Consider the following 16,025-nt stretch of genomic DNA (forward strand, 5'->3'; position numbering starts at 1 on the left):
AAACGCCCGGTCCCATTCCGAACCCGGAAGCTAAGTCCTCCAGCGCCGATGGTACTGCATGCGTGAGTGTGTGGGAGAGTAGGACGCCGCCGAACAATCATTCGAGAGGGGCTTGTCCGCCGGTAAGGTGGGCAGGCCCCTTCTCGCGTTGTTGGTTGTTCGGGAGGATTTGGTGGTTTCAGACAGGCGGCCCAGTGAGGACCGCGGAGACGGTGCTCCTCGACGCTCCGGTGGAGCGGGCAGGCCGCGTGGCGACAAGCCACCTTTCGGCCGGTCCGGTAGTTCGTGGAGCGGTGATCGTTCAGGATCTGGCGACAATCGCAGGCAGGGTGGATATCGCGACGCGCAGTCGGGCGACCGGCATGAGCGCGGCGGTTCCAGCTCGGGCCGGAGCGGTGACCGTCAGGACCGGAACTTCGGTGGTGACTCGCCCAGGGGCGGGCGCCATGACGGCGGCGGCTCGCGTGGTAATTACGGCCAGCGCGATGATCGGCCGCGTCGTTTTGACCAGGATCGTGATCGGCCGCAGCGTGCCGGCCGCGACGACCGCTCCTCGCAGGGGGACCGGCCGCGCTGGCAGGACAGCCGTGGCGACGACCGTGGTGGTCAGAGCGGTTTCCGTCGTGATGACCGGGGTGACCGCGGCAATGATCGCGGTGGCCAGGGTGGTTTCCGTGGCCGCGACGATCGTGGTGGCCAGAGTGGGTTCCGTGGACGGGATGACCGTGGCGGCCAGGGTGGCTTCCGGCGGGACGACCGGGGCGGCAGCCGGAGCGAGGACCGTGGTGGATACCGCGGGGACGACCGCGGCGACCGCGGTGGGTTCCGGCGGGACGACCAGGGTGGCTCTCGGCGCGATGATCGTGGTGGTCAGGGCGGTTTCCGTCGTGATGACCGGGGTGACCGGAGTGGCTTCCGTGGCAACGACCGCGGTGGCCAGGGCGGTTTCCGCAGCCGGGACGACCGGGCTGGTCAGGGTGGGTTCCGTGGCCGCGATGACCGTGGTGGCCAGAGTGGGTTCCGTAGCCGGGATGACCGTGGTGGTCAGACTGGGTACCGGAGCCGGGACGATCGTGGTGGCCAGGGCGGGTACCGCGGGCGGGACGACCGTGGCGGCCAGAGCGGGTTCCGCCGGGATGACCGGAGTGACTTCCGGGACAAGGGCGAGCGTGGGGGCCAGGGTGGCTTCCGCAAGGACGATCGTGGTGCCAGCCGGGGCGATGATCGCGGTGGATACCGGGGCGATGACCGTGGTGGGTACCGCGGGAACGACCAGGGTGACCGCGGTGGGTTCCGGAAGGACGACCGTGGTGGGTTCCGTCGCGATGACCGTGGTGGTCAGGGCGGGTACCGCCGGGATGACCGGCCTCGTCAGGACCGGCCGTACGGTGACAAGCCCCGGTACGACAAGCCGAAGTTCGACAAGCCTCGGACCGATGGGGAGGACCGTCCTCGCTACCAGAAGCGGGATGACCGGCCTCGTCGGGATGGCAAGCCCGGGTTCCGGGATGGGCGTTCGGTTGAGGAGACCGGGGGCGTCCAGGACGCGGAGCGTTCGGAGACCGGGGGCTTCTCCCCGGCCGAGCAGGGCGAGCGTGCTGAGGTCCGCAAGGACGACCGTGGCAGCGAGCGGGACAGCCAGGGCGGTGCCGGACAGGACCGTGCTGACCAGGGGCGCGCTGACCAGGACCGTGGCGGCCAGGATCGCGGCGGGCTAAACGAGGGCCAGGGCGACCGGGGCGATGTCCAGCAGGCCGACCGTGGTGACGCGGGTGCCTCTCGGCAGGACGAGCAGGGACCGCGCGAGGATCGTGGTGGGTACCAGCGGGAGGACCGTGGAGGCCAGGGTGGCTTCCGGCGGGACGACCGGGGTGGCCGTGGCGATGACCGTGGCGGGTACCGCGGGAACGACCGTGGTGACCGCGGTGGCTATCGCGGGGACAGCGGCGGTGACCGTGGCGGGTACCGCGGGGACAGTGGCGGTGACCGTGGTGGATACCGCGGGGACAGCGGCGGCGACCGTGGTGGGTTCCGGCGGGACGACCGGGGTGACCGGCGTGGGTTCCAGGGTGAGCGTGGGGCCGGGCGGGACTCTCGGGAGCGTTCCGGCGGGGCTGGGGATCGGCCTCGGTACGAGAAGCCTGCTTATGGGAATCGCGAGGATCGGCCTGCGCGGGAGGTCCGGCACGGTCGGGCCGACTCGGCTGGTGAGGAGCGCCGGTACCCGGGGCGGGAAGAGCGGCCGCGTGGGCGCGATGACCGGTTCGACGCTGGTGAGTTGCGGCGGGATCAGCTCGAGGAGCTGGTGGAGCCGGAGCTTCCGGTGGATGTCGAGCCCGGTGAGCTCGACGCTGGGGTTCGCTCTGACCTGCGGACGTTGTCCAAGAGTCTGGCTGAGCTGGTGGCCAAGCACCTGGTCATGACGGGGCGTCTGATCGACGAGGAGCCGGAGCAGGCGTTGGCGCACGCTCGGTTCGCTCGGCGGAAGGCTTCGCGGATCGGGCTGGTGCGGGAGGCGACCGGGTTGGCCGCTTACCACGCCGGTGAGTGGTCTGAGGCGCTTGCCGAGCTGCGGGCCGCGCGGCGGATGACCGGAAGCTCCGCGCACCTGGCCGTCATGGCCGACTGCGAGCGGGCACTGGGCCGGCCGGAGCGGGCGCTGGAGCTGGCGCGGTCGACTGAGGCCAAGGCGCTGAGCGCGGAGGAGACCGTGGAGCTGCGGATCGTGGCTGCCGGGGCGCGCCGGGACCTGGGTGAGCTGGATGCCGCGGTGGTGGCGTTGCAGGGACCCGATCTCGACGTGAAGCGGCGGGATCCGTGGAGTGCGCGGCTGTTCTACGCCTACGCGGACAACCTGGCCGCGGCCGGGCGCACCGACGAGGCGATCCAGTGGTTCATCTCGGCTGCCGAGGTGGATGACGACGGTGAGACCGACGCCGCTGAGCGGGCTATCGAGCTCGGGGCGGGGCCCGTGGTGCCCGTTGACGTCGAGGACGTGGATGGGGACGAGGACGGGGTCTCGGACCGGGACGGTGAGCAGGGTTCGGGCTCCGGCGACGGAGTTGAGGACGCTGCGGAGGCCGGAACGGCTGACCAGGCTGGCGAGGTTGCGGAGGCTGGAACTGCTGCGGAAGCCGGGGAGGCTGAGGACACCGCGCTGGCCGAGGAATCGGTTGAGCCGGGAGCCTCGGTTGAGGCGGATGCGGTAGTGGCGGCGGACGCGGACGTGGCCGGCACTGACGTGGTTGCGGCTGAGGCCAGGACCGAGGCGGCTGAGGCTGGTTCGGCTGAGGCTGGCAAGGCTGTGACCGGTGAGTCCACTGATCGGGTGGGTCGGGACAACTGATGATGACGTTGCTGGATGCGTACGACGCGTTGCTCTTGGATCTCGACGGCACCGTGTACCGCGGTGGGACCGCGGTGCCCGGTGCGCCGGAAGCGGTTGCTGAGGCCAAGCGGCGTGGGCGTGCGCTCCGGTACGTCACCAACAACGCCTCGCGGGCGCCGGAAGCGGTTGCCCAGCACCTTCGGGAGCTGGGGTTTCCGGCCGACGTCCGCGAGGTGAGCACCAGTTCCCAGGCCGCGGCGGCGGTGCTGGCCGCGAAGTTGGCGGCTGGGGCTCCGGTGCTGGTGGTGGGGGCCGAGGCGTTGCGGGCCGAGGTTCGGGCCGTGGGGCTTCGGGTGGTGGAGTCCGCAGCTGACGAACCCGTCGCGGTGGTGCAGGGGCATTCGCCGGAGACCGGGTGGGCTCAGCTTGCTGAGGCCTGCATCGCGATCCGGGGCGGTGCTTACTGGCTCGCGTCCAATGTGGATGCCACCCTGCCCACCGAGCGTGGGTTGCTGCCGGGGAACGGGTCGATGGTGGCCGCGTTGCGGACCGCCACCGGGCAGTCGCCGGAGGTGGCCGGGAAACCGGAGCCGACGCAGCTGGTGCTCGCCGCGGAGTCGGCCGAGGCGTCTTCGGCGCTGGTGGTGGGGGATCGGCTGGACACCGATATCGCCGGGGCGAACGCGGCCGGGTTGCCGGCGTTGGTGGTGTTGACGGGGGTGGCCACGCCGGAGGGGTTGCTGGCCGCCGTTCCCGAGCAGCGGTGCCGGTTCGTGGCTGAGGATCTTGGTGGGTTGGTCGCGCCGGTGGCGCACGTCGAGGTGGGCGTGCGGCCGGGGTGGCTGGTGGAAGTGGATGGGGACCGGGTTCGGCTTGGTGGCGCTGACGAGAGCGGGGAACCGTTGTCGGCGCTGCGGTCGTTGTGCTCGGTGTGGTGGGGCGCCGGTGGCGGGGTGCCGTCGGTGGTGGCGGATGGGGACGCGGCTGCGGCGGCGTTGCGGAAACTGGGTATAGCGTGGAGCGCATGACGCCCGAACAGCCGGTCGCGGAGATCGACGCGGCGCTGGCCGGTCTGGAGAACCTGGACGCCGTGCCGCTGCCCGAGCACGTGGCCAGGTTCGATGCCATGCACACCGCGCTGACCTCGGCGCTGGCCACGATCGACCAGGTCTGAGCCGTGCCTCGGCGGGTACGGCTGGACGCCGAACTGGTGCGCCGCGGGCTCGCCCGCTCCCGGGAACACGCCGTGGAGCTGGTGAACGCGGGCCGGGTCACCGTGCGCGGCACGGTCGCGGGCAAACCGGCGACCGCGGTGGAGACCGACGCGCCCGTGGTGGTGCGGGAAGACGCCGACGACGCGGGCTGGGCCTCGCGGGGGGCGCACAAGCTGCTCGGCGCGCTGGAGGCTTTTGGGCCGCAGGGGTTGAGCGTGGCTGGGCGGCGGTGCCTGGACGCCGGGGCCTCCACCGGTGGGTTCACCGATGTGCTGCTGCGGGGCGGGGCGCGCGAGGTGGTCGCGGTGGATGTCGGGTACGGGCAGCTGGTGTGGAAGCTGCAGACCGACGACCGGGTGATCGTGCGCGACCGGACCAACGTGCGGAACCTGACGCCGGAGCAGATCGGCGGGACGGTCGACCTGGTGGTGGCCGATCTTTCCTTCATCTACCTGCGGCTGGTGCTGCCCGCGATGGCCGCCTGCATGGGCGAGGGCGCGGACCTGGTGCCGATGGTGAAACCGCAGTTCGAGGTCGGCAAGGAACGGCTGCCCTCCGGTGGGGTGGTGCGGGATCCCGAGCTGCGGATCGAGGCCGTCACCGGGGTGGTGGCCTCCGCCGCGGAAGCCGGGCTGACCCTGCGCGGGGTGACCGCGAGCCCCCTGCCCGGACCCTCGGGCAACGTCGAGTACTTTCTCTGGCTTCGCCGGGGCGTGCCGTTGGCCGAGACCGAGGCTGAGCAGCTGGTCCGGGCCGCGGTCGCCGCGGGCCCGCAGTAGGCACTGGAGGTAGACCGTTCATGACCCGTGAGCTCCTGCTCGTGGTGCACACCGGCCGGCCGGAGAACCGTCGCACGACCGAGTACGTGGCCGGGAAGCTACGGCAGGCCGGGCTGAAGCTGCGGGTGCTGGTCGAGGAGTCCCCCGACATCAGCTCCTCCTGCTACGACACCATCGTCGCGCACACCGACGAGGCCGCCGAGGGCACCGAGCTGGTGCTGGTGCTCGGCGGCGACGGCACGCTGCTGCGCGCGGCCGAGCTGGCCAGGCCGGCCGGGGTGCCGGTGCTGGGGGTCAACCTCGGGCGGGTCGGGTTCCTGGCCGAGGCCGACTCCGAGGAGCTGCACGAGGTGGTGGCCGCGATCGTCGATCGCACCTACCACGTCGAGCAGCGGATGACCCTGGACGTGATCGTCCGGCTCAACGGCACCGTGCTGGCCCGCACCTGGGCGCTCAACGAGGCCAGTGTGGAGAAGTCCAGCCGGGAGCGGATCCTGGACGCGGTGCTGGAGGTCGACGAGCGGCCGGTCTCCGGGTTCGGCTGCGACGGGGTGCTGGTCGCCACGCCGACCGGGTCCACCGCCTACGCCTTCTCCGCCGGCGGGCCGGTGATCTGGCCCGAGGTGGAGGCGCTGCTGGTGGTGCCCAGCAACGCGCACGCGCTGTTCGCCCGTCCACTGGTGGTCTCGCCGTCCTCGCTGGTCGCGGTGGAGGTCGCGCCCGGCGGACATCCCGCGGTGCTGTGCTGCGACGGGCAGCGCACGGTGGAGCTGCCGCCGGGGGCCCGGGTGGAGGTCGCGGGCGGCAAGGTGCCGGTGAACCTGGTCCGGCTCAAGCGCGAACCCTTCGCCGACCGGCTGGTGCGCAAGTTCTCGCTGCCGGTCCAGGGCTGGCGCGGGCCAGTTATCCCCAACCGGTAGGCACCCCCGGCGCGAATGTCGGCGCGGCCCAGTAGTGTCTGGGCTGTGCTGGCCGAGATGCGCATCCAGAGCCTCGGCGTGATTGCCGACGCCACCCTCGAACTGCATCCGGGTCTCACCGTGGTCACCGGTGAGACGGGTGCGGGCAAGACCATGGTGGTGACCGGGCTCCACCTGCTCTCCGGTGGCCGTGCCGAGGCCTCCAGGGTGCGGACCGGGGCGGACCGGGCCGTGATCGAGGGATCCTTCCAACTCACCGGCGACGACGCGCGCGCCGGGGCCGCCGCCGCGCTTGAAGTGGCGACCGAGGCGGGCGCCGGGGTCGACGAGGACGGCAGCCTGATCGCCGTGCGCTCGGTGAACGCCGACGGGCGGTCCAAGGCCCACCTCGGTGGGCGGGCCGTGCCGGTCGGGCTGCTCTCCGAGCTGACCGAACAGCTGCTCGCCGTGCACGGGCAGAACGACCAGCTGCGCCTGATGCGCACCGGTGAACAGCGGGCCGTGCTGGACCGGTTCGCCGGCGCGGGCATCGCCGAGCCGCTGGCCGACTACCGGCAGATCCGCGGGCAGTGGCTCGCGGTGGCCAAGGAGCTGACCGAGCGCACCGAGCGCGCCCGCGAGATGGCCCGCGAGGCCGACATGCTGCGGCACGGGCTCGGCGAGATCGAGGCCGTGGCCCCGCAGCCCGGCGAGGACACCCAGCTGGTCGACCGGGCCCGCCGGCTGGCCGACGCCGACCAGCTGCGGGAGACCGCGGCCGGGGCCGCGCACGCCGTGGCCGGCGCCGCCGACGGCGATCCCGACTCACCCGGCGCGCTCGGACTGATCGGCGAGGCCCGGCGCAGGCTGGCCGCGGCTGAGGACCCGGCGCTGCGCGAGATGGAGCCGCGGCTGGTCGAGGCCGCCGCGCTGCTCACCGACGTGGGCACCGAGCTGACCGGCTACCTGGAACAGCTCGACGCCGACCCGGCCGAGCTGGAGCGGGTGCTGGCCCGGCAGGCCGAGCTCAAGCAGCTGACCCGCAAGTACGCCGCGGACGTCGACGGCGTGCTGGCCTGGGCCGCCGACGCGCAGGCCAGACTGGCCACCCTGGACACCTCCGAGGGGACCCTGGCCGAGCTGGCCAAGAAGCGGGACGCGCTGGCCAAGCAGCTGGCCAAGGTCGCCCGCACGGTCACCTCGATCCGGCGCACCGCGGCCGAACAGCTGGCCAAGGCGGTCACCGAGGAGCTGGCCGGGCTGGCCATGGCGCACGCCCGGATCGAGCTGACCGTGCAGCCCAAACCCGCCACCGAGGGCGACGAGCAGGCGCTCAAGGTCGGCAACGAGCTGCTGCAGGCCGGGCCGGACGGGGTGGACGAGGTCGAGCTGCTGCTCGTCGCGCACCCCGGCGCGCCCGCGCTGCCGGTGCACAAGGGCGCCTCCGGCGGTGAGCTGTCCAGGGTCATGCTGGCCATCGAGGTGGTGCTCGCGCACACCGACCCGGTGCCCACGCTGGTCTTTGACGAGGTCGACGCCGGAGTCGGCGGCCGGGCCGCGGTGGAGATCGGGCGGCGGCTGGCCAAGCTGGCCCGCAGCCACCAGGTCATCGTGGTCACGCACCTGGCGCAGGTGGCCGCCTACGCCGACCGGCACCTGCTGGTGGACAAGAACATCGGTGCCGAGGGGCTGACCAAGTCCGGGGTGCGGGTGCTCAACCACAACCAGCGGGTGGTGGAGCTGGCCAGGATGCTGGCCGGGATGGAGTCCACCGAGTCCGGCCGGGCGCACGCCGAGGAGCTGCTGGCCACCGCGGAGGCCTACACCCAGGCGCTGCGTCCGTAGCGGTTCGCTGTCCCCCAAGGGTTGACGTGCGGTGACTCCCCGGCGTGCCTAGGCAAAGACACGCCGAGGTTTTGTCACCATCCGCACATGAAGCTCACGGGCCTGCTCAACCGCACCAGTCAGTCGCTGCCTGGAGTCCACGGGCCGGCCAGGGTGGACCGTCGTTCCGGCAACCTGCTCCGGCGGCTCGGACCAGGCGACATCGCCGTGCTCGACCAGCTCGACCTGGACCGCCGCACCGCGGACGCCCTGGTCGCCGCCGAGGTCGCCGGGGTGGTCAACGCCTCGGCCTCCATCTCCGGCCGGTTCCCCAACCTGGGCCCGGAGATCCTGATCAGCGCGGGCATCCCGCTGATCGACGCGGTCGGCCCCGAGCTGCTGCGCAAGGTCAAGGACGGCGCCCGGATCCGGCTGTTCGAGGGCGGCATCTTCCAAGGGGAGACCGAGCTGGGGCGGGGCACCGAGCAGACCGCGGACTCGGTGGCCGACCAGCTGATCGAGGCCAAGGCGGGCATGGCCGCGCAGCTGGAGGCCTTCTCCGCGAACACCATCGAGTTCCTGCGCAGGGAGCGCACGCTGATCCTGGACGGGGTTGGCGTGCCCGAGCTGTTCGTGCCGGTCAAGGGCCGACAGGTGCTGATCATCGCGCCCGGCTACGGGCACCGCGACGACCTGCGCAAGCTCAAGCGCTACATCCGCGAGTACCGGCCGGTGGTGATCGGCGTGGAAGGCGCGGCGGACACCCTGCACGAGGCCGGGTACAAGCTGGACGTGATCGTCGGCGACCCGGACGGCATCAGCACCGCGACGCTCAAGGCGGGCGCGGAGGTGGTGCTGCCCGCGCAGATGGACGGGCACGCGCCCGGCCTGGAACGCATCCAGGACCTCGGCATCGGCGCGGTCACCTTCCCCGCCTCCGGCAACCCCGAGGACCTGGCGCTGCTGCTGGCCGAGGCGCACGGGGCCGACCTGGTGGTCACCATTGGCTTCCAGGCCACCCTGCACGAGTTCCTGGACCGGGGCCGCTCCGGCTCCAACCCCTCCACCTTCCTCACCCGGCTGCGCCTGGGCAGCAAGGTCGTCGACGGCCACGCCGTGGTCAGCCTCTACCGCAGCCGGGTCTCCGTGCTCTCCGTGCTGCTGCTGATCGTCTCCGCGGTCGCGGTGCTGATCGCCGCGGTCGCGGTGACCAGCGTGGGCAGCGCCTACGTCGACATCGGCGTGGACTACTGGAACGACTTCCTCACCTGGCTCAAGGGGCTCTTCTCGTGATCACTCTGCGGTACCACGTCGTCTCCATCGCGGCGGTGTTCCTCGCCCTCGCCCTCGGCATCATGCTGGGCTCCACGGTGATCAGCGACCGGCTGCTCTCCGGGCTGACCGGGGAGAAGGACTCGCTCGGGCAGAAGGTCTCCGACCTGCAGTCCGAGCGCAACGCGCTGAACGCGCGGCTGGCCGACGCGGACCGCTTCGGCACCGTGGTCGGGCCGCTGGCGGTGCGCGGGCAGCTGGACAAGCGGACCGTGGTGCTGATCAGCACGCACGACGCCAACCCCGCCGACCGGGACGCGCTGACCGAGCTGATCAAGGCTTCCGGCGGCAGCGTCACCGGCGAGCTCCAGCTCACCGACACCTTCGCCGACCCGGCCAAGGCCGACCAGCTGCGCGACCTGGTGCCGAGGCTGGTGCCCGCCGGGGTGCAGCTGCCGACCGCGGCCACCGATCCCGGCACCCTGGCCGGTGGCCTGCTCGGCCCGTTGCTGCTGCTCAACAGCCAGAACAAGCCGCAGGCCAGCGGCGAGGAGGCCTCGGCGGCGATGAGCGGGCTGGCCAACGGCGGCTTCGTCCGGCTCGGCCGGGGCATCACGCCAGCCCAGCTCGCGGTGGTGCTCACCGGCGGCTCCGTCGGAGGCGAGGACCCCGGTGACCGCTCGGCCATCCTGGCCCGGTTCGCCACCCAGCTGGACCGCTCCGGCACCGGCGCGGTGCTCGCCGGGCGATCCGGTTCCGCCGACGGCAACGGGCCGCTGGGGATTGTGCGCGCGGACACCTCGGCGACCTCGATCCTGACCACCGTGGACAACATCGACACCGCCGCCGGGCGGGTGGTCACCGTGCTGGCGCTGCGGGAACAGCTCGACGGGCGCTCCGGCCGCTACGGCACCGCGGGCAACGCGCAGGCGCCCGCGCCGCAAGGTTCCGCATAGCCCCATACATCACCCGTTCGGAGGCGGACGACGGAGGTGGGGGTGCGGTAGCGGGGAGGCGACGTGTTACGGTCGCCTCCCGTGGATCGAGGGGGCGCTCGCGCCGGTCGGGAGCCCCGAAACCACACCCGACCAGCGACGGCGTTGAGTTGATTCACGGGAGTACCCCTTGGTGTTGCAGGCCCGCACGACCAAGCACGTGTTCGTCACCGGAGGCGTGGCCTCCTCTCTCGGCAAGGGGCTCACCGCCTCCAGCCTCGGGCAGCTGCTGACCGCTCGCGGACTCCGCGTGACCATGCAGAAGCTCGACCCCTACCTCAACGTGGACCCCGGGACGATGAACCCGTTCCAGCACGGCGAGGTCTTCGTCACCGAGGACGGCGCCGAGACCGACCTGGACATCGGCCACTACGAGCGTTTCCTGGACCGCGACCTGGGCGCGGCGGCCAACGTGACCACCGGCCAGGTCTACTCCGAGGTGATCGCCAAGGAGCGGCGCGGCGAGTACCTCGGCGACACCGTCCAGGTGATCCCGCACATCACCGACGAGATCAAGTCGCGGATCACCGCGATGGCCGCCGCCGGTGAGGACGGCGTCACGCCGGACGTGGTGATCACCGAGGTGGGCGGCACCGTCGGTGACATCGAGTCGCTGCCCTTCCTGGAGGCCGCCCGGCAGGTCCGGCACGACGTGGGCCGGGACAACGTGTTCTTCCTGCACGTCTCCCTGGTGCCCTACCTCGCGCCCTCCGGCGAGCTCAAGACCAAGCCCACCCAGCACTCGGTGGCCGCGCTGCGCAACATCGGCATCCAGCCGGACGCGATCGTGTGCCGGGCGGACCGGGAGATCCCGGACGGCCTCAAGCGCAAGATCGCGCTGATGTGCGACGTGGACGGCGAGGCCGTGGTGGCCGCCCCGGACGCCCCGTCCATCTACGACATCCCGAGGGTGCTGCACTCCGAGGGCCTGGACGCCTACGTGGTGCGCCGGCTCGGGCTGCCGTTCCGGGACGTGGACTGGACGGTGTGGGGCGACCTGCTGGAGCGGGTGCACAAGCCCAGCGACAGCACCCGGATCGCGCTGGTCGGCAAGTACGTCGACCTGCCGGATGCCTACCTGTCGGTGACCGAGGCGCTGCGCGCGGGTGGTTTCGCGCACCGGGCCAGGGTGAACATCGTGTGGGTGCCCTCCGACCTCTGTGAGACCCCCGCGGGCGCCGCGCAGGCGCTGGCCGGGGTGGACGGCGTGCTGGTGCCCGGCGGGTTCGGCGTGCGCGGCATCGAGGGCAAGGTGGGCGCGATCCAGCACGCCCGCACCCGCGGCATCCCGGTTCTGGGCCTGTGCCTGGGCTTGCAGTGCATGGTGATCGAGGCCGCGCGGGGCCTGGCCAAGATCGACGGGGCCAACTCCGCGGAGTTCGACGAGTCCGCCAAGCACCCGGTCATCTCCACCATGGCCGACCAGCAGGACGTGGTCGCCGGGGAGCGGGACATGGGCGGCACCATGCGGCTGGGCTCCTACCCGGCCAAGCTGGTCCCCGGCTCGCAGGTGGCCAAGGCCTACGGGGCCACCGAGGTCACCGAGCGGCACCGGCACCGCTACGAGGTCAACAACGCCTACCGGGACAAGCTGGGCAAGGCCGGGCTGGTCTTCTCCGGCACCTCCCCGGACGGGCACCTGGTGGAGTTCGTCGAGCTGCCGGCCAAGACGCACCCGTTCTTCGTCGGCACCCAGGCGCACCCCGAGCTGAAGAGCCGCCCGACCCGGCCGCACCCGCTGTTCTCCGCCTTCGTCCGCGCGGCCCTGGACTACCAGGCCGCCGAGCGGCTGCCGGTGGAGCTGCCGGAGACCGCGTCCAGCTCGGCTGGCGCCTGATGGGCACGGTGGAGCGCGGCGCGCACGAGTTCAGCGTGGCCAGGAGCCAGGACGTCTACGCCGGGCGGGTGATGGCGCTGCGGGTGGACGACGTGGTGATGCCCGGCGGCAAGGTGGCCACTCGCGAGGTCATCGAGCACCCCGGTGCGGTCGGTGTGGTCGCACTGGACGAGAACGACAACGTGGTGCTCATCCACCAGTACCGGCACCCGGTCGGGCAGCGGCTGTGGGAGCTGCCCGCCGGTCTGCTCGACGCCGAGGGCGAGGACCCCGCGGTCACCGCGGCGCGGGAGCTGGCCGAGGAGGTCGGGCTGGCCGCCGCGGACTGGTCGGTGCTGGTCGACGTCTCCGGCTCGCCCGGGTTCATGGACGAGGTCATCCGGGTCTACCTGGCCCGCGGTCTGTCCACTGTGGACCAGCTGGCGGACACCGGGGACGAGGAGGCCGACCTCGTGGTGCGGCGGGTGCCGCTGAGCGAGGCCGTGCGGATGGTGCTCAGCGGTGCCATCATCAACGCGGCCACGGTGTCCGGGGTGCTGGCCGCGCACGCGGTGCTCTCCGGCGCGGCGCAGACCCGCCCGGTCGACGCCCCGTGGGAGTCCAGGCCGCACCGGTTCGCGCAGCGCCGGAGCGGCTGAGCAGGTGTGACGCGGAGGAGGAGTCGACGTGCGGGTCGGTGTCCCTCGTGAGGTCAAGAACCACGAGTACCGGGTGGCCATCACCCCGGCGGGCGTGGTGGAGCTGGTGCGCCGCGGCCACCAGGTCCTGATCGAGCGGGAGGCCGGCCTCGGCTCCTCCTTCCCCGACTCCGACTACCTCGCGGCCGGGGCGAAGATCCTCGGCTCGGCCGACGAGGTGTGGGGCGAGGCGGACCTGGTGCTCAAGGTCAAGGAGCCGATCGCCGAGGAATATCACCGGATGCGGCGCGGGCAGACCCTGTTCACCTACCTGCATCTGGCCGCCAGCCAGGAGTGCACCCAGGCCATCGTGGACGCCGGGATCGACGCGGTGGCCTACGAGACCGTGCAGCTGCCCGACGGCGCGCTGCCGCTGCTGGCCCCGATGAGCGAGGTGGCCGGGCGGATGGCGCCGCAGGTCGGCGCGCACACCCTGGAACGCGCCGCCGGTGGGCGCGGGGTGCTGCTGGGCGGGGTGTCCGGGGTGCCGGCCGGCAAGGTCGCGGTGATCGGCGCCGGGGTGTCCGGGATGAACGCGGCCACCATCGCACTCGGCTTGCAGGCCGAGGTGGTGGTGCTGGACAACAACATCAACCGGTTGCGGCAGATCGACTTCGTCTACCGCGGCCACCTGCAGACCATCGCCAGCAACGCCTACGAGATCGAGCGGGCCTGCCTGTGGGCGGACCTGGTGATCGGCGCGGTGCTGGTGCCCGGGGCCAAGGCGCCCAAGCTGATCAGCAACGACCTGGTAGCCAGGATGCGGCCCGGTTCGGTGCTGGTGGACATCGCCATCGACCAGGGCGGCTGTTTCGCCGACTCCCGGCCGACCACACACGCCGACCCGGTCTTCGGCGTGCACAACTCGGTGTTCTACTGCGTGGCCAACATGCCGGGCGCGGTGCCGCACACCTCCACCTGGGCGTTGACCAACGTGACCCTGCCGTACGCGGTGGCCTTGGCGGACAAAGGTTTGCGCGGCGCGGTGCGGGAGGACCACACGCTGGCCAAGGGGGTCAACGTGGTCGGCGGTCAGGTGGTGCTGGCGGAGGTCGCCGCGGCGCACGGGCTGCCGCACGTCGAACTGGCTGACGCACTGGCATGATGCGCCCCTGACCACTCGCCAGCGGCGGAGGGATCGGCGCACTGAACGAGGACTCCAGCCCCGTGGCGGTTCCCGCCGCGCTCTCGGCCGCCGTCAACCGGTACCTGGACCACCTCGTGGTGGAACGCGGCACCGCCCGCAACACCCTGGACTCCTACGCCAGGGACCTGCGCCGCTACACCGAACACCTGGCCGCGGCCGGGGTGGGCTCGCTGCCGGAGGTGACCGAGCGGCACGTGGCCGAGTTCCTGGCCTGCCTGCGCGAGGGTGACGGGCAGCGGCCGCCGCTGGCCGCCTCCTCCGCGGCGCGCGCGGTGGTCGCGGTGCGCAGCCTGCACCGCTTCGGCTACCGCGAGGGCCTGCTGCCCGCCGACGTGGCCAGCGGGGTGCACCCGCCGACTCCGCCGCGCAGACTGCCCAAGGCGCTGCCGGTGGCCGAGGTGCTGCGGCTGCTGGACGGGGCGGGCAGCGAGGACCCACGCGGGCTGCGGGACCGGGCGCTGCTGGAGCTGCTGTACTCCACCGGGGCCCGGATCTCCGAGGCGGTCGGGCTGGACGTGGACGACGTGGACGCCACCGAGCGCACCGTGCTGCTCGACGGCAAGGGCGGCAAGCAGCGCCTGGTGCCGGTGGGCAGGCCCGCGCTGGCCGCGCTGGATGCCTACCTGGTGCGGGCCCGGCCGGTGCTGGCGGCCAAGGGGCGGGGCAGCGCGGCGGTGTTCCTCAACGCCCGCGGCGGGCGGCTGTCCCGGCAGAGTGCCTGGCAGACGCTCAAGGACTCGGCCGAGCGGGCCGGGGTCACCGGGGACGTCTCGCCGCACACGCTGCGGCACTCCTTCGCCACCCACCTCATCGAGGGCGGGGCCGACGTCCGGGTGGTGCAGGAGCTGCTCGGGCACGCCTCGGTGACCACCACCCAGGTCTACACCCTGGTCACGGTGAACACCCTGCGTGAGGTCTTCGCCACCGCGCACCCCCGGGCCCAGGGCTGACCAGGGCGCGCGACTGCTCCAAATGCGTGCCGGGGCCTTGGTGACCAGGTCGGACGTGCCCCGGCGAGGCGCGTTGCCGCTGTGCGCCGCGAAGCCTACGCTCGCCAACAGGGTGTATTCGCCGACACGAGGAGTCAGGTCAGATGTCCACACCGCAGCCTGCCTACGGGCGGCCCCGCGGAGAGGTGGCTGACCTCAGCCTGGCGCCCAAGCCCGCTGACCTGACCGAGGAGCACGTGCCCGAGGTCGTGGTGGGCGAGATGGGCCCCACCGGACGGCCGCTGCGGCACGTGCCAGAGCCCTCGCTGCTGGCCGGGCACGGGCCGGCGAAGGTGCTCGCGATGTGCAACCAGAAGGGCGGGGTGGGCAAGACCACCTCGACCATCAACCTGGGCGCGGCGCTGGCCGAGTACGGGCGCCGGGTGCTGCTGGTGGACTTCGACCCGCAGGGCGCGCTCTCGGTGGGCCTGGGCGTGCAGCCGCACCACCTGGACCGGACCATCTACAACGTGATCATGGAGCGCTCGGCCACCATCGAGGAGACCGTGCTGCGCACCTGCGTCGAGGACATGGACCTGTTGCCCAGCAACATAGACCTGTCCGCGGCCGAGGTGCAGCTGGTCTCCGAGGTCGGCCGCGAGCACACCCTGCAGCGGGCGCTGCGGCCGGTGCTGGACCACTACGACTACATCCTCATCGACTGCCAGCCCTCCCTCGGCCTGCTCACGGTGAACGCGCTGGCCGCCGCCGACGGGCTGATCATCCCGCTGGAGTGCGAGTTCTTCAGCCTGCGCGGGGTGGCGCTGCTCATCGACACCATCGAGAAGGTGCGTGAACGGCTCAACCCGAAGCTGGAGATATCCGGGATTCTGGCCACCATGTACGACCCGCGTACGCTGCACTCCCGAGAAGTCATGGCCCGGGTTGTGGAGGCGTTCGGGGACATCGTGTACGACACCGTGATCAACCGCACCGTGCGGTTCCCCGAGACCACCGTCGCCGGCGAGCCGATCACCCGGTGGGCCCCCCGCTCCGGCGGGGCGAAGGCCTACCGGGCGCTGGCCCGCGAGGTGATCGCCAGGTGAGTCGCCTCGCTCGCGGCC

15 protein-coding genes and 1 rRNA gene are annotated in these 16,025 nt (G+C 72.2%); 15 read left to right on the plus strand and 1 reads right to left on the minus strand.

Features of this window, described 5'->3' with window-relative positions:
- Positions 1-95 (plus strand): 5S ribosomal RNA (gene rrf, locus ACWDY5_RS39335); the annotation flags it as partial.
- A 390-nt stretch (positions 96-485) separates the two neighbouring features.
- Entirely contained in the window at positions 486-1,718 is a 1,233-nt protein-coding gene (locus tag ACWDY5_RS39340; RefSeq protein WP_449727219.1) for a hypothetical protein, read from the plus strand.
- On the opposite strand, the gene ACWDY5_RS39345 is transcribed toward ACWDY5_RS39340, so the two are convergent.
- Complete coding sequence (locus ACWDY5_RS39345) at positions 1,715-2,467, minus strand: hypothetical protein (protein WP_449727220.1); 753 nt, start codon at positions 2,465-2,467, stop codon at positions 1,715-1,717. The two genes, ACWDY5_RS39340 and ACWDY5_RS39345, sit on opposite strands and share 4 nt — an antisense overlap.
- Between ACWDY5_RS39345 and ACWDY5_RS39350 the strand changes: the two genes are divergently transcribed.
- The 13 genes from ACWDY5_RS39350 to ACWDY5_RS39410 all read left to right on the plus strand — a co-directional run bounded on the left by ACWDY5_RS39350 (position 2,420) and on the right by ACWDY5_RS39410 (position 16,007).
- Entirely contained in the window at positions 2,420-3,346 is a 927-nt protein-coding gene (locus ACWDY5_RS39350) for a hypothetical protein (protein ID WP_449727221.1), read from the plus strand. The two genes, ACWDY5_RS39345 and ACWDY5_RS39350, sit on opposite strands and share 48 nt — an antisense overlap.
- Positions 3,346-4,356, plus strand: a complete 1,011-nt coding sequence (locus ACWDY5_RS39355) for an HAD-IIA family hydrolase (RefSeq protein ID WP_449727222.1) — start codon at positions 3,346-3,348, stop codon at positions 4,354-4,356. The genes ACWDY5_RS39350 and ACWDY5_RS39355 overlap by 1 nt, the downstream gene beginning before the upstream one ends.
- On the plus strand, positions 4,353-4,502 hold the full coding sequence (locus tag ACWDY5_RS39360; RefSeq protein ID WP_449727223.1) for a hypothetical protein: 150 nt from the start codon (positions 4,353-4,355) through the stop codon (positions 4,500-4,502). The genes ACWDY5_RS39355 and ACWDY5_RS39360 overlap by 4 nt, the downstream gene beginning before the upstream one ends.
- A gap of 3 nt (positions 4,503-4,505) precedes the next feature.
- Positions 4,506-5,321, plus strand: coding sequence for a TlyA family RNA methyltransferase (locus tag ACWDY5_RS39365; RefSeq protein WP_449727224.1), 816 nt, complete (start codon positions 4,506-4,508; stop codon positions 5,319-5,321).
- 20 nt (positions 5,322-5,341) lie between these two features.
- Positions 5,342-6,241, plus strand: coding sequence for an NAD kinase (locus ACWDY5_RS39370; RefSeq protein ID WP_252482108.1), 900 nt, complete (start codon positions 5,342-5,344; stop codon positions 6,239-6,241).
- A gap of 45 nt (positions 6,242-6,286) precedes the next feature.
- Positions 6,287-8,065 carry a DNA repair protein RecN gene (gene recN, locus ACWDY5_RS39375; protein ID WP_449727225.1) on the plus strand — a complete coding sequence of 593 codons (1,779 nt, stop codon included), beginning with the start codon at positions 6,287-6,289 and terminating at the stop codon, positions 8,063-8,065.
- An 87-nt stretch (positions 8,066-8,152) separates the two neighbouring features.
- Complete coding sequence (steA, locus tag ACWDY5_RS39380; protein ID WP_449727226.1) at positions 8,153-9,337, plus strand: putative cytokinetic ring protein SteA; 1,185 nt, start codon at positions 8,153-8,155, stop codon at positions 9,335-9,337.
- Positions 9,334-10,272: a copper transporter gene (locus ACWDY5_RS39385; protein ID WP_449727227.1), complete on the plus strand. Its 939-nt coding sequence runs from the start codon at positions 9,334-9,336 to the stop codon at positions 10,270-10,272. The genes steA and ACWDY5_RS39385 overlap by 4 nt, the downstream gene beginning before the upstream one ends.
- A 172-nt stretch (positions 10,273-10,444) precedes the next feature.
- Positions 10,445-12,148 carry a CTP synthase gene (locus ACWDY5_RS39390; protein ID WP_449727245.1) on the plus strand — a complete coding sequence of 568 codons (1,704 nt, stop codon included), beginning with the start codon at positions 10,445-10,447 and terminating at the stop codon, positions 12,146-12,148.
- Entirely contained in the window at positions 12,148-12,786 is a 639-nt protein-coding gene (locus ACWDY5_RS39395) for an NUDIX domain-containing protein (RefSeq protein ID WP_449727228.1), read from the plus strand. Before ACWDY5_RS39390 ends, ACWDY5_RS39395 begins: the two co-directional genes overlap by 1 nt.
- Before the next feature lie 28 nt (positions 12,787-12,814).
- Positions 12,815-13,930 carry an alanine dehydrogenase gene (gene ald / locus ACWDY5_RS39400; protein ID WP_449727229.1) on the plus strand — a complete coding sequence of 372 codons (1,116 nt, stop codon included), beginning with the start codon at positions 12,815-12,817 and terminating at the stop codon, positions 13,928-13,930.
- A 62-nt stretch (positions 13,931-13,992) separates the two neighbouring features.
- Positions 13,993-14,922: a site-specific tyrosine recombinase XerD gene (gene xerD / locus ACWDY5_RS39405; RefSeq protein WP_449727230.1), complete on the plus strand. Its 930-nt coding sequence runs from the start codon at positions 13,993-13,995 to the stop codon at positions 14,920-14,922.
- 260 nt (positions 14,923-15,182) lie between these two features.
- Entirely contained in the window at positions 15,183-16,007 is an 825-nt protein-coding gene (locus ACWDY5_RS39410) for a ParA family protein (RefSeq protein ID WP_449727246.1), read from the plus strand.
- The last annotated feature ends 18 nt before the right edge of the window (positions 16,008-16,025 follow it).

The sequence above is a fragment of the Crossiella sp. NPDC003009 genome (assembly GCF_053591555.1).

Bases quoted from the DNA above. Each gene is read 5' to 3' on its own strand.
- ACWDY5_RS39370 (WP_252482108.1), top strand. From the start codon at position 5,342: ATGACCCGTGAGCTCCTGCTCGTGGTGCACACCGGCCGGCCGGAGAAC.
- steA (WP_449727226.1), top strand. From the start codon at position 8,153: ATGAAGCTCACGGGCCTGCTCAACCGCACCAGTCAGTCGCTGCCTGGA.
- ACWDY5_RS39410 (WP_449727246.1), top strand. From the start codon at position 15,183: ATGGGCCCCACCGGACGGCCGCTGCGGCACGTGCCAGAGCCCTCGCTG.
- ACWDY5_RS39350 (WP_449727221.1), top strand. From the start codon at position 2,420: ATGACGGGGCGTCTGATCGACGAGGAGCCGGAGCAGGCGTTGGCGCAC.
- ACWDY5_RS39355 (WP_449727222.1), top strand. From the start codon at position 3,346: ATGATGACGTTGCTGGATGCGTACGACGCGTTGCTCTTGGATCTCGAC.
- ACWDY5_RS39340 (WP_449727219.1), top strand. From the start codon at position 486: ATGATCGGCCGCGTCGTTTTGACCAGGATCGTGATCGGCCGCAGCGTG.
- ACWDY5_RS39395 (WP_449727228.1), top strand. From the start codon at position 12,148: ATGGGCACGGTGGAGCGCGGCGCGCACGAGTTCAGCGTGGCCAGGAGC.
- ACWDY5_RS39360 (WP_449727223.1), top strand. From the start codon at position 4,353: ATGACGCCCGAACAGCCGGTCGCGGAGATCGACGCGGCGCTGGCCGGT.